The organism is Clostridium sp. Marseille-P7770 (assembly GCF_902143525.1).
In the GTDB taxonomy this organism is placed as follows: domain Bacteria; phylum Bacillota; class Clostridia; order Lachnospirales; family Lachnospiraceae; genus Pilosibacter.
The window spans coordinates 81,567-95,032 of the sequence record NZ_CABFVC010000004.1; the positions used below are offsets into that span (position 1 = coordinate 81,567).

Sequence of the window (13,466 nt, forward strand, 5' to 3'; positions counted from 1 at the left end):
CTGGCGGCAGCCAGCGCAGGGGAAGCGTAGCGTCCCCTGTATGATTTGGAGCAGACCATGACTGCGGAAAATCACAGCCCTCCGGCGAGGAGCCTTCGGAGAACGCAATGCACCAACCTTTGGGTGGTGTATAATTGCGCCCTTAGTAAACTAAGGGGATTCCGGCTTCTCCCGTTCCAGCAGTTTTTTCAATAGTTCCTGCGTGTCCTGCCTGTGAAAAATGAGTTTCAACAACAGCATGACATCATCATCTGTCAGGCGTTCCGGCTCTTGCAGAAAACTTTCCAGCATACCGCCACGAGTACAGAGCCGGTGCGTCCGTTCCTTTCGGGTAAGCTGCTTTAACTGGTGCTGCAATGCCTTTTCATCATTGATGGCTTTCCGCAGTTTCTTTTCGCTTTTCTCCAACTCCCGATTGAGTTTTTCCAGCTTTGAGGTATCAGGCAAGGGCAGCGTCCTCCTTTCCCGGTATCAGCACATAAATCCTGTTTGGTTCTCCAACGCCCTGACGCACCCGCATGATAAGTCCGGCGTTTTCCAGTTCATTCAAAGAACGCTTGACCGTCATAGAGCTGCGGGACAGGACTGCGGCAATGGCTGTGACAGGGAAGCAGACAAACAGGATTCCGTTCTCGTCCTCCTGCCCATTGGAGAGCATAGCGTCCAACATCCGGCAGTACATGATCTTTGCGGTGCTGCTGACTGGAAACCCTGTCAACGCTCTTGGAAAAGCCATACAGGGCGGCAATGGTGTGTCTATCGTCATAAATTCAAAAATCATTCGGTGTGTTCCTCCTTTTTCTTTGCTCGTTTGGATAAATAACGGGGGCAGTCAATCACAACCGCCCGGAAGCTCTGCTTGCACCCATGCTGGCATTTCCGGCATAATTCGTTGTAAGTGACACGCCCCCGGTCATTGAGGTAAAAAGAAAGCTCATGCTTCCTCTTTTTGCTCATTCTCGGCATATTGCGCTTCCTCCCGTTTTCGTGTATGGTTTCGGGGCGATTTTCGGCAAAATTACAGCCATAGAGCCGCCTAAAATCTCCCGAAGTATCAGAGATAGGGTAGACTATCCCCCTATCAGATTGTCGTGTTTCGGTATCATTTCGGTGTCAGTTCGCCAGTTCTCCCCGGTGTCGTTCCTCCCCTGAATCTCACAGCGGCGTATCGCTCCCTTTGGTATGCTCGTTTTGGTCAGGGTTCCTCCATATCCCTGCCAAAAGTCATGGCACTACATCGCCGGGGAAGCATATCCCACACAGGCTGGTCATTCGATTGGAATAATCCATCGATGAACTACCTGTATCATAGAACATTTTTGTGCCCTGTGCCGTATGTCCACAAAGTAGGAATTCGGGGTAAAAATCAGAAATTTCCACGATTGCGGAATTGATATGGTATAATCAATTCAACGGTTATAAATGTCGTTAGAAAGGGGGAACTGCTTCAATGAACGGAGCTACTACAATACAGGAACGGCTAAAAGATTTACGATGAAACAAAGGATTAAAACTGGAAGAACTGGCTGAGCAAACGGGTATTTCAAAATCGGCTCTTGGCAGTTATGAAAAAGACGACTATAAGGAAATCAATCATGGCAACCTTATCCTGCTGGCAGATTTTTATGGGGTGTCCCTCGATTATCTCTTTTGCCGGACAGAGAACCGGGCGGAGATCAACACGCCATTAAGGGAGCTGCATTTGAGTGATGAGATGGTAGCACTTCTGAAAAGCGGTCGGATTAACAACCGTCTGCTGTGCGAACTTGCCACCCATAAGGACTTTATCAAGTTTCTTGCGGACATTGAGATTTATGTGGATGGGATTGCCACCATGCAGATTCAAAACCTCAACGCCCTTGTCGATACCGTCCGGCATGAAATCATTGAACGGTATCGCCCCGGCGAAGATGACCCCCATTTGAAAGTGTTGCAAGCCGCCCATATCAGTGATGATGAATATTTCAGTCACATGGTACGGGATGACCTCAACCTGATTATCCGGGATATTCGGGAAGCCCATAAAAAGGACAGCGAGAGTGCACCTCAGACCACCGTTGCCGATGAACTGAAAGAAAATCTGGAAGCGGTTGAAAATTTCAAGGGCAGCCGTGATGAAAAGCTGGTTGTCCTTTACTGTAAGCAGCTTGGTATCAACTATAAAAATCTGTCAGATGAAGAATTTCGCTGGCTGATTCGGATTCTCAAAAAATCAAAGAAAATGGGAACGCCTATCAGCCAGAGGAAAAAACGATAAAGAAAAACCGCTGTTGCATGGTTTGTTGGCTTCCATGTAGCAGCGGTTTTTGCTGGGATTATTCAGTTGAATTTTTAGCACGACAAATTAGAATTTGTCAAAGAGGATTATTCCAATATTCCACAGTATTTCTATTTACATCATAAAAAGTAATATTACCCGCATTTATAGGCAAGACAATCGCAAAAGGTTTATTGCGGTCAATATCAACCACTTGAATTGTGTTGCCATCATCTATTTCAAGTTGTTGCACCTGCTGTTGATTCATAGAAATAAATGCTCGTTCATTATATCCCTCTACAGTAAACTCCACAATTCCTCTTTGAATCCCCGAAAGAGTTCCACCTCCACGGAAAAAATATCCGAAGGAAAGTCCTGGACGATTGACATAGACGGAAAAAGAATGGTCACTCAAATCCTGAGGGTAAGAAATATATGCAGCCATCGTGCTGGAAACGCTTCCATCGACCGTCCAATCATCCTTAATCTTCTGCGACGAACGAATATCTGCCTCCAGCTTAGATGAAGTCACGCCGATCTCATTGTTCGTATAAAGAAAACAAACAAATAAAATACAAGCAAGAACAACCCCTATCACAATTTTAAGAAATATTTTTTTCACGCTATCAAAACTCCTTGTCAACTTTCGATTTGTCATAATCATTCTACCATACCGTTATGAATAAATCATCTCTTGCAAAATAATTTCTTCTGCCCGGTTGTGAATGTTATTGCAACGCTGCACCCATTCCATTTGATGGGTACGCTTCAATTCCTCGGTCACACCATCGGCAGCCTTCATCTGCTCCATGATGGTGTCTAACCGTTCCTGTGCCTGTTCGTTCAGGTCTGCAAGATATGTCCATAACTCCCCGGTCAGTGTCAATGTGTTCAATCTGGCTGGGTGGGCTTCTCTTAAATATTCCCGGTGCATCCGTCCGTACTTTCCGATAGGGCGGTGTTCCTCCGGCAGCTTCAAATCTGGGATATAGTAATCTCCGACAAGGATATAATCAATTCCGTTTTCCGTTATTCTTGGTTTCAATTCGCTCATGTTCCTTACCTCCTGTGGAAGCAGGCTCGTCTGGTACTAACTCAATCACATCGGTAATCTCACAATTCAGCGTTTCGCAGATACGGGCTAATGTATCCATGCTGATGTGCTTTCCCTCTTTGCTCATGTTGGCAATCATATTCGTTGTCATACCGGCGGCAAGCCTTAAATCTTCTTTTCTCATATCACGCTCTAACAGTGTATGCCAGAGTGGTTTATAGCTGATGTGCATATTGTTTTCCTGCCTTTCTATCCATACCACCGGGGCGGCTGCCCCGGCAGGAACTTTTCTCTTATTATAACACCAATCTTGTGTAATCACAATTTATTCTTGTATCCTGCCGCTGATACCGTCTGGATTGTGCTTTTCCTTTCTTTTTGTTCCCTTTAATTAGCCATAAACTGTTTCATACCCTGAGACTTTGCTCATGTACGGTAAAGTATCACAAGAAAATTATGTCGAATTGACAGCCGCCTCCGCTATACCGAATAAGGAAATAAAGAGTCCTCAAATTTTGCGCTACTAAATGAAGACGAGCGGAAGTAATCTCCCGCTCGTCAGTAAACTTAACTATGCCATATCAATCCCGCTTCTTTCCCGCCACCGGCACTAAGAACAGCGCGGGCAACAGCAGGAAAGCGGTACAGACCAGCCCCCAGGGTATGGACACCTGCTGGGCTACCAGCCCCACAATAGGCCCGCCGATGATCTGCCCGAAAGAGTCCAGCTGTCCGCTGGTGGAAAAGACTGTGGCGCGCATTTTCTCATCCACATGGTCGTTCATCCAGGCGGCCAGCACAGGCTCCTTGATGGTGCGCATAAGCCCCGCCAGCAGGAACACCAACAACATGAACCAAAAGCTCCGCCCCACCGCGAAGAGAACCAGGAACAGGATATACCCGGCGCTGGTGGACATGACCACACTGGTTCGGCTGACAGTCCCTTTTTTCTCCATGCGGGCGATGAGCAACTGAGAAGCCAGAATACCTAAGCCGCTGCCGATAAGACTGATAACACCGAACCAAGTGACGCTGTTCAGCGGCCCGATAACGGGTATTACCGTGTCATCCAGAAAATGAGCGGTGGAGAGCCGGTCAAAGCCTTCACTGGCAAGTCCCCCGCATAGTGTGATTGCTAAGAGCGCCAGCAACACAGGTGCGCCTTTCACAAAGCCCAGGTTGAGCTTGAACAGGCAGACAAAGTCTTTAAGCAAGCCCTGCCGTTCCTCAATAGCAGGGGAGAAGTTGGTTTCTGGCATGATGCGAACCATCACCAGCCCCAACAACAAGCACAAACTGCCCCCCAAGATGAGAGGCATTTGCAGGTTTATGTTTCCCAGCAGTGTGCCCAGCACCACGCCCAGAACGCCGCCGATTTGCCCCATTTGACTGCCCCGCAGGAACACCTTGTCTATGGGTTTGTCCTCTTCCTCCGAGGCAATCCACGCCTCCAGAGCGCCGGTGATGAAGGTATCACCGCAACCCCAGACAACCTGGGCCAGCAGAACCGGCGCGAACCACGGTAGCGCACCCTCCATCAGAAAGCCCAGGCCGTAGAGGAACATTCCAATCAGCACCGAGCGCCGACGGCTATACAAATCCGCCACCACACCGGTGGGCATCTCGAACAGAAAGCAGGAGGTCTCCTGAACCGTCCCTACCAGGACAAGCTGGAAAGCATCCAGCTGCACCACCTCCAGGTGGTACACGATGGAAAGCACTGTGGACATAGAAACCGCCAGGGAAGAGACAAATCGGAACAGCAGGTAGACAGAATATGCCTTTGAATTTTTAGCAAACATGAAGTTACATCCTCCTTTACGAATCAGTGGGTTGTTTTGTGAAACAAGCTTCTCAGCCCTTTCTAACAGTGATTTTAGAAAAGGCCTCCTAAAGTGCCCAAAGCGCCGTTAAAAGACTTGTTTCTGTTTTTGCAGTTTGTAATATCCGTCTGTTTCTGGTTCAAAATGGTTCCTCCTCTCTGATGCTGATTTTATCAATGATATTTCGCAATAGCCAGCAATGAACGTTTGCATTGCGCAAGATGTTACATTATCTTCTGAAACATATGCCGGATCTTGTCTAAACGGCTGTTCGGGCGGCGTGGCTGAAACACAGGCTCGCCGGAAGTTTCCTGATACCCTTTTAATTCTGTAATGCAGACACTTCTTCCATTTGTATAAAAATTCAAATCATTTCTATATTCACCAATACAACGGGCAGGGATTTCCCCCTTAAAAATAACTTCATCTTTTTCAAGTCTGGTTGATTCAATGATTGCGCAATACTTTGGTGCGTCATTATAAGCCCGTGAAAGATATTCCTGCGGTGCAAAAAGGGTAAAGGAAAGGTATGGTTCCAACAGTTGTGTTCCTGCTTTTTTCAATGCCTGCTCCAACACGACAGGCGCAAGAAAACGAAAATCAGCGGGGGTGCTGACCGGGCTGTAATAAACTCCATAATCAAAACAAATTTGGCAGTCTGTCACTCCCCAGCCATATAAGCCCTGCTCCATTCCATAACGCACACCCTCCATGACGGCATTTTGAAAACTTTGGTTTAAATAGCCGAGAGATACCTCGCTTTTATATTGTGTTCCGCTTCCAACAGGAAGCGGTGTTACAGTCAAACCAATAGATGCCCAAAACGGATTCGGCGGCACTTCAATATGAATCGTGTAGCTCGCTTTTTTTTGCGGTCTTTCCAGATAAATAACCGAAGGCTCTTTCATAGCCACGCCCACATGATATTTTTCTTCTAATAGCGAACAAATAACTTCTAACTGTACTTTTCCCAAAAAAGATAATATAATCTCATGTGTAACAGTATCAATGTCAAAATGCAAAAGAGGGTCTGTATCAGCAATCTCTGTGAGGGCATTTAACAGGGCTTCCCTTTGCTCCGGCTTTTGCGGCTCTACCGTTGTCCGAAGTAATGGCATGGGATTATCAATCCGTGTTTTGTGAGGCAGGAGTTTTTCATTTCCCAGAATGTCGTTCAGTTTCAAAGTATCATCAGCTAAAATAACAATTTCTCCCGGACAGGCATGGTCAACCGGGACGATTTCACCATTTGACGGAATACACATTTCTGTAATCTTTATTTTTTCCTTTTTTGACAGCAGCAGGGTATCCCGTAAATGGAGCGTCCCATGATACAGGCGTAAATAAGAAAGCCGTTTTTTCCGCTCTGTATACTCAACCTTAAAAACATATCCACATAATTCAGACTGAATATCGTCTGTTTCTGTAATGAAAGTTTCTGTAATCGCTTCAATCAGTTTTTCTGTTCCTAAATTGTCTTTTGCACTCCCATGATAAACAGGAAACAAAGAGCAGCATCTGGTTCTTTTGCACTTTTCATATTGTAATTCCTGTATATCCAAAGAATCCTCTGCAACATATCGTTCTAATAGTTCATCGCTTCCGGAAATAATCATATCCCATTTGTCCAAATCAGAAATATCGGTCATGGTTATCTTTGGCGACAGGGAAACCTCCTGCATGACAATCATATCACTGGTAAGTTTATCTTTAATGCTTTGGTAAACACGCCGCAGGTCGATCCCATTTTGGTCTATCTTATTTATAAAGATAATTGTCGGAATGTCCATTTTCTGAAGCGCATGGAATAATATACGGGTTTGTGCCTGTACGCCGTCTTTTGCCGAAATGACTAAAACAGCTCCGTCAAGGACAGATAAAGAGCGGTATGCTTCGGTTAAAAAATCCATATGACCGGGAGTGTCCACGATATTGATTTTATAATCATTCCAGCAAAAAGAAGTAACCGCTGTCTGAATGGTAATTCCGCGCTGCCGTTCCAAAATCATAGTGTCTGTTCTTGTAGTTCCTTTATCCACGTTTCCTTGTTCCGCAATCGCTCCACTGGTGTACAGCAGGCTTTCCGTCAATGTTGTTTTTCCTGCGTCTACATGGGCGAGAATTCCAATATTGATTATTTTCATGTGATTGTCCTCCTTTTACAGCCCCAAAAGGGCATAAAAATCCCCAGCAGTAAAATACTTTTACCACTGGGGATTATAATTTGCGGACATACACATATACAGCATACACCTGTTTGTGATTGCTGTTTTTCGGATATGTCAAAATTGATAAGGCAAAAGTATTCTTAAATTGGGTACAAAAAACCAAGCCCCCACAAAAGGGACTATCATAATCCTTTGTTCCCACTATTTGATTATAGTTTTATTTAAGAATACCTTGCCGCATATTTTTTACTCCTTTTTTGGAATGATGCTATTATATCACATTAGTTTTAGGAAAGCAAGTACCTAAAAGAAATTTTTCTTCCCCTTATATGTAACAATCATACCGACTTTCTGGCGTTCAGAATGGTTTCTGCTGTCTGCTGTGGTGTTTGGTTGGAATTGTCCAGCCAAAAGCCGATCCGTGGTGTTGTCTGCATAAATGTATCGTATAAGGTTTCAACCGTAAAGCCGGAATAGCCTGTTTTCTCCCTGTATCGTTCCCTTCCTTTTATTGTTTCCACATCTGGACAAAGAACGACAACCTCAACAGGGTATTTATGCGGCACAAAAAATATGTACATGTAACTAATTCAACACATTTATAATTTGAATAGGGACATTATAGCATTTACTAAATACAAATTCAATGTATACGGAAATAAAGATATAAGGAGTGGGAAGGATTCCGCCGTAGTCGGCATTGTAGGAAAATCCAAAAGTTTAGATTTTCCCACAATGCTTATCTTTTGGTCTTTGGTTCGGAATAGTGTAGTGCTGGCGGTCTATCTCTTGTTTTCGGTTGCTTGCTTCCTTACCGTACATGAGCATTGGCACCAGATAGCGATAGGTAATCCTTTGATATAATCTCCGGATTTTCCCCCGCTCCACACCGTGCATGCAGCTTTCACCGCACATGGCGTTCCATCGAATTCAACAGCCAGGTTTTTTCATATACGATTTACACACTTCGTAACAGCATATTTATCAAAGAATGATTACAGGCATTTCTGCCATAGTTCGAAGTTTGTTAAGCTTTGCAAGTTTAGAATCATCTAATTGCAGTGGGTTCAGATATTCTCTGATAGTGATTTCAGACGATGCATGGATAATCACATGGATGGCTTTTGAGACTAAAATCAGATTTTCGTATGCATCTGTACCACCTTTGCTTAATGGCATTTTATGATGACAGTGAATGTCGTGTACTTCCATAGGAAGTCCTGTAACTGCACATTTTCCATATTGAGCCGCAAATAGTGATATTCTGTTGTCTGCATATTCGATTGACCTGCCCTTGACAGGATTACGCATCAGCCATAACATTGCGTCGGTATTAATAGTTAGATTCTTATGAATCAGCTCTCGTCCCTTGACAGTGTACTTATTGATGTTTTTCCTTTTATTTTGGGCATTTTTCTGCGGAACGGCTCCCACTGGAACAATGGGACGTTCGTGCAGAAATCTCAATTGCCTGCTTTTACCATACTTGTCTTTGATAAAACCATTTTTCAGAGAACCCTTACGGGACACATCGCCTTTCAGCCGATTTCTAAGCTGTTTATTGATACTGAAGGCAAGCTTTCCAAAGTCCGCTGTTGTTTCTGTTGCTATACAGTAGTATTCATGCAGTCCTGCGACTACAGAATTATATTTCTGTAACTGTATAAACTGAGCTGTGTCATCTGGCGAATGAGCCAAAGTTTTTACTTCCTTGGTCAGCTTTTCATGAGCCTTTTTGTATGCCTTGTCACACATATGTGACCTGACGACATATTTCTTCCCCTTTTTCCGCACTTTCAGTTTGAATCCGAGAAAATCAGAATACTGTCTTTTTAGATTGACAACCTTAGATTTGTCTGGGCTTATATCAAGACCCAGGCGGTCTTTTAACCACATTTCTGTGGCTTTATACGCTCTGACGGCTTCTGCGTGTGTAGGGCAGAAGATTTTGAAATCATCGGCATATCGCACCGCATGCACTTCTTTCAGTCTGCTTCTGCGCAAAGCCCTGTAAGCATGGCTTTTGATAACTGTTCCCTGCTTATTGCTTCTTGTTGTAAAATCTGTTTTCGTTGGCATTTCTTCCCATTGGGAAGTAATCCACCAATCCAACTCGTTCAAAACAATGTTTGCAAGCAATGGCGACAGGATACCGCCTTGTGGAGTTCCCTTGATGGGGAAAGTTTTATCTCCATTTGGCAGAATAACAGATGCTTTCAGCATTTCCTTAATGATGCATAACAGCTTCTTATCTCTTATTCCCAATGCCCATATCTGCCTTATCAGTTTAGTATGATTGATGTTATCGAAAAATCCTTTAATATCAAGGTCTACTACGTGATACATATGCTGTACCTGTATCAATCGCATACACTGAGCGATGGCATGTTCAGCGGATCTATTCGGACGGAATCCGTAAGAATTATCGCTGAATTTTGCCTCGCATATCGGCTCCATGACTTGTAAGATACATTGCTGTACCACTCGGTCAACGATAGTTGGAATTCCCAGAGGTCTGGTCTTTCCATTGGGCTTTGGTATCTCCACACGCTTTACTGGGCGTGGGTGATAGCAGCTGAATTGCTTTCTTATGAGACGGACATATTCTTCCTCGTTTAATTTAGCAAGGTCATTAATTGTCCTTTTGTCCACACCTGCGGTATCACTTCCTGTATTCGTCTTTATCGTTCTGTATGCCAGCTTGATATTCTCTTCGCTCTCGATGATTTCCATGAGATGATTAAATATCTTGTCTTTCTTACTGTCTGCATACAATTCGTCAAAAGTACTTATCATGTCATAATACTCAGAATTGCGAATTTTTCTCTGTTTAGATTTCTGTTCTTGCTGTTTCGAAGTCAACACAGGCATCCTCTCCCTTCGGTTTGGATTTTCTTTGTCATACTCGAAGCTGCGTTTATCGTATATTCATTTTTTTCCGTTGAATTCGACTTGGGGCTATCCCTCCACGATGTTTAGCATCACTTCACAGGTACTGTGCCCCTACTCTCACTGGGATTAAGTACGGTTGTACCGGTTTTGCCCGGCTTTCCCGTCCAACGACCTGCAACGGCTTTTTTCATACGTTCCCAGCTTTCCACGTTCCGATATTCCTATCATTGATTACCTTTAGGTCCTTCCTCTAAGCCTGTGTCCAATCATGCATAATCATATCGCCTGTAACGATATATGGATGTTCATAACAACCATTCTTACTAATCCACGGACACGCCCATACAAGGGCTACTGCCTTTCGACAGTATCAACGTTTAGACTCGTACATTCGGAAGTTTGTCAGTACTTTCGTACATTCTGACCATGGGTAACCGACACCCGGCATATAGGTAGCACCATCCACCGCTGGATAGCTTTCGTATATGGAAGTTAGCCATATTTACGACTACTCTCTGCCGACTTTACCGAGCTTCTGACACTTTGGCGGTTGCACGCTGATGCCAGTCGGAGTATCAGTGTGAGCGCTTCGGGGCGTTACTCCCTCATTTCACTCATCGGAATATCAGTTCTCCAAAGTTTCAGGCTTGAAAGCCCTTCGACTTTGTGCGTAAGCTTTTCACTTACGAACGTGTCACACGGTTGTCGTTGCCGTAACCCTCCAGCAGGTTGATGGCTCCCCAGATGCCGAGACCGGCACCCAGTGCGATAACGAGAGTCTGAAGAACGGTTACTGCGCTGTTGAAAAATGCCATAAATGTTTACCTCCTTGTACGTTGCGCCCTTATGGACGAATGAATAGTGATCTTCCACCTGCATGTGCACCTGCAAATGGGCAAACATATAGCCAGGTCTCCAATCGGAAATCTGGCTATGTAAAGAGGCGGCAGTTCGCCGCCCCTTATCTTATTCTGTTACCAGCAGCGTACCCATGACATCTTCGTCACCGGAACAAACTTATTTGGCATGATCTGCATCAACTACTTCGTACTTATCACCAGGCTTGAGCTTCAGCCGATGGTCAAGAAACGCCTCGATGCTGAACGTGTTTTTCTTATCAGCACCGGCAGTGAGCTTGTAGTTCGGATGCTGGGTCAGATCATATTTATCTGACTTGAACGGTCTGACACCGCGCAGCTGCAAAATGCACTTTCCGCCATCCAGCACAGCCAGTTCATCCACCGAAGCCAGGTCATGCCCAACTTTTTGGTAATTGGTGCCGTAGGAAGGGCTGTTGCCTCTGGTATCGGAAGTGTTGTACAAATCAATCGTTTCTTTCCCCAGTGCCTGATTCAGCTCTTTTAGCGTAGTCGGCTCCGAACCGCCAAGGAAAATACGGGAATCCATATTGCCGATGATGGTATCAGCATTGTCCTTGTAGATTGCCTTCAACTGGCTCTGTGCCTGAAGCACCAGACATGCCGAGATTTCTCTTGATCGGATGGTGGCTACCAGCTTTTCCAGATTCGGAATCTGACCAATGTTCGCACACTCATCAATCAGGCAGCGCACATGCACCGGTAATCTGCCGCCGTAGACATCATCCGCTTTTTCGCACAGCAGGTTAAACAGCTGTGTGTAAATCATGGAAATCAGGAAATTAAAAGTCGGGTCTGTGTCGCTCATAATGAGGAACAGAGCCGTTTTCTTATCTCCCACCGTATCCAGCGACAACTCATCGTACATGGTGATATCACGGACTTCTTCAATATCGAAGGGAGCAAGACGTGCGCCGCAGCTCACCAGAATCGACTTTAAGGTTTTGCCCGCCGCCAGCTTGAATTTGGCATATTGACGGACAGCAAAGTGGTTCGGCTTCTTCTTTTTCAGAGCTTCAAACATCTGATCCACTGGATTCTGAAAGGTTTCATCATCCTCGCGTACTTCCATCGCATTCAGGAATTCAATCAGCGTTGCAAAGTTCTGCTCTTCCAGCGGTGCCTCATAGTGGATATACCCAATCAAAGCACAATACAGCAAGGTCTCTGCCTTCGTCCAGAATTCGTCACCGGCCTTGCCGTCCCCTTTGGTGTTGGCAATGAGGGTTGTGGTCAGCTTCAAAATATCCTTTTCGCTGTGAATATATGCGAAGGGATTATAATGCATCGACTTTCTGAAATTGATGGTGTTGAAAATCCGGATACTGTATCCGTTCTTCAAAAGGGCTTGGCCACAGTCGATTACGATATCGCCTTTCGGGTCAGTGACGACGTAGGAACTGTGACATTGTAAAAGGTTGGGTTTGAGCCAAAATCGGGTCTTACCGCTGCCGGAGCCGCCGACCACAAGCACATTTTTGTTTCTGGCATTTGCCGGATTCTTCGGGCGATTGCCCATCATCAGCCGCTCCGTCCGCGTCAGAATCACATTGTTTGCAAACACCGGATCTTCAAACGGTTCGATGTCTTTCTGCGTTCCCCACCGGGCAGAGCCGTACTCCATGCCATGGCGATACTTCTTGGCATTTTTTCCTTTCAGGTACACGGCAAGCCGGAGACCTGCCCCGCAGCACACACCAATCAGCAAATCCATCGGATGCAGACTTGGCATCGGATTGGAAAAGGCTGCACCCAGGGCAGAAAGAAAGCCGAGGAGCTTTTCAGACATGTCTGCGCCCTCGGCAATTCTCCACGCTTCTCCCAGATTGGTACATACAAGACCGGCAATGAAGTACGGCAGGTTCAGGATCAGCAGCTTTTTGGTCTTATTACTCATAGATCACGCTCCTGACTTTTGTGGCGAACCTTATCCGGCAGAATTGTAGCAACCAGCTCTTTGAGCTTATCCAGCTGCTCCAGAACACTCGGTTTTTCCTTTGCTTTCAGCTTGCGGTTGGTGAATTCCTCAAAAGCGGAAGTCAGTGCATCCGCATCCTTCGCCTTAAAGAACACCGTGTACTTGGGTGGAATCACATTTTGGTCTTTCGTAATGGCATAATCCACACCGTATTTCCGCGCCACCTGCTCAAAGCCTTTCAAATCCGTTTTCTCAATGGGGATACTGCTGACTCCCTGATTCTGACCGATCAGTTCTTTGATGCTCTGCTTTCCAACCGGCAACTGCGACGTTTTCTGAGACACCTTCGCCTGATGGTGCCGTTTCCAGGCATTATAGCCATTCACGATGGTGCGAAAGGTCAGTTTCGTGGTGCTGATTGCCAGATTGACTGTACGATTTTCAACTTCTTCCTGCATGAATATCCGCCTCCTTCC

General features: G+C 45.4%; 12 protein-coding genes and 1 pseudogene. 1 reads left to right on the forward strand and 12 read right to left on the reverse strand.

Annotation, left to right across the window (positions count from 1 at the left end; translation table 11 throughout):
• Positions 1 to 150: 150 nt before the first annotated feature.
• Genes FN001_RS10595 through FN001_RS10605 form a run of 3 tightly spaced genes read right to left on the reverse strand, consistent with a single transcriptional unit; the run spans position 151 to position 966 of the window.
• Positions 151 to 447: a DUF3847 domain-containing protein gene (locus FN001_RS10595; protein WP_055191803.1), complete on the reverse strand. Its 297-nt coding sequence runs from the start codon at positions 445 to 447 to the stop codon at positions 151 to 153.
• Positions 440 to 781: a DeoR family transcriptional regulator gene (locus tag FN001_RS10600; protein WP_015524256.1), complete on the reverse strand. Its 342-nt coding sequence runs from the start codon at positions 779 to 781 to the stop codon at positions 440 to 442. Before FN001_RS10600 ends, FN001_RS10595 begins: the two co-directional genes overlap by 8 nt.
• Positions 778 to 966, reverse strand: a complete 189-nt coding sequence (locus FN001_RS10605) for a hypothetical protein (protein WP_002304353.1) — start codon at positions 964 to 966, stop codon at positions 778 to 780. The genes FN001_RS10600 and FN001_RS10605 overlap by 4 nt, the downstream gene beginning before the upstream one ends.
• A 547-nt stretch (positions 967 to 1,513) precedes the next feature.
• Between FN001_RS10605 and FN001_RS10610 the strand changes: the two genes are divergently transcribed.
• A complete protein-coding gene (locus FN001_RS10610) occupies positions 1,514 to 2,257 on the forward strand; it encodes a helix-turn-helix transcriptional regulator (RefSeq protein ID WP_243122008.1) in 744 nt (247 codons plus the stop codon).
• Between the two features lie 97 nt (positions 2,258 to 2,354).
• Here FN001_RS10610 and FN001_RS10615 read toward each other — a convergent pair whose 3' ends face one another.
• From FN001_RS10615 to FN001_RS10660, 9 genes and pseudogenes are all read right to left on the reverse strand, one after another.
• Positions 2,355 to 2,879 (reverse strand): hypothetical protein, encoded by a 525-nt coding sequence (locus FN001_RS10615; protein ID WP_040647981.1) that lies wholly within the window; start codon positions 2,877 to 2,879, stop codon positions 2,355 to 2,357.
• A 54-nt stretch (positions 2,880 to 2,933) separates the two neighbouring features.
• Positions 2,934 to 3,311 (reverse strand): TnpV protein, encoded by a 378-nt coding sequence (locus tag FN001_RS10620; RefSeq protein WP_003533403.1) that lies wholly within the window; start codon positions 3,309 to 3,311, stop codon positions 2,934 to 2,936.
• On the reverse strand, positions 3,271 to 3,633 hold the full coding sequence (locus FN001_RS10625) for a helix-turn-helix domain-containing protein (RefSeq protein ID WP_003533405.1): 363 nt from the start codon (positions 3,631 to 3,633) through the stop codon (positions 3,271 to 3,273). The genes FN001_RS10620 and FN001_RS10625 overlap by 41 nt, the downstream gene beginning before the upstream one ends.
• Positions 3,634 to 3,892: 259 nt before the next feature.
• Complete coding sequence (gene tet(40) / locus FN001_RS10630; RefSeq protein WP_142411802.1) at positions 3,893 to 5,113, reverse strand: tetracycline efflux MFS transporter Tet(40); 1,221 nt, start codon at positions 5,111 to 5,113, stop codon at positions 3,893 to 3,895.
• A gap of 245 nt (positions 5,114 to 5,358) precedes the next feature.
• The gene (gene tet(32), locus FN001_RS10635) at positions 5,359 to 7,278 is read right to left on the reverse strand and encodes a tetracycline resistance ribosomal protection protein Tet(32) (RefSeq protein ID WP_002602099.1); all 1,920 of its coding nucleotides are present in this window, start codon (positions 7,276 to 7,278) and stop codon (positions 5,359 to 5,361) included.
• 1,008 nt (positions 7,279 to 8,286) lie between these two features.
• Positions 8,287 to 10,173, reverse strand: coding sequence for a group II intron reverse transcriptase/maturase (gene ltrA, locus FN001_RS10645; RefSeq protein WP_117470971.1), 1,887 nt, complete (start codon positions 10,171 to 10,173; stop codon positions 8,287 to 8,289).
• 707 nt (positions 10,174 to 10,880) lie between these two features.
• Positions 10,881 to 11,009 (reverse strand): annotated as a pseudogene (locus tag FN001_RS10650) (Maff2 family mobile element protein); the annotation flags it as partial.
• A 202-nt stretch (positions 11,010 to 11,211) separates the two neighbouring features.
• The gene (locus FN001_RS10655) at positions 11,212 to 12,969 is read right to left on the reverse strand and encodes a VirD4-like conjugal transfer protein, CD1115 family (RefSeq protein ID WP_142411804.1); all 1,758 of its coding nucleotides are present in this window, start codon (positions 12,967 to 12,969) and stop codon (positions 11,212 to 11,214) included.
• Positions 12,966 to 13,448: a PcfB family protein gene (locus tag FN001_RS10660; RefSeq protein WP_142411805.1), complete on the reverse strand. Its 483-nt coding sequence runs from the start codon at positions 13,446 to 13,448 to the stop codon at positions 12,966 to 12,968. Before FN001_RS10660 ends, FN001_RS10655 begins: the two co-directional genes overlap by 4 nt.
• Positions 13,449 to 13,466: the final 18 nt, after the last annotated feature.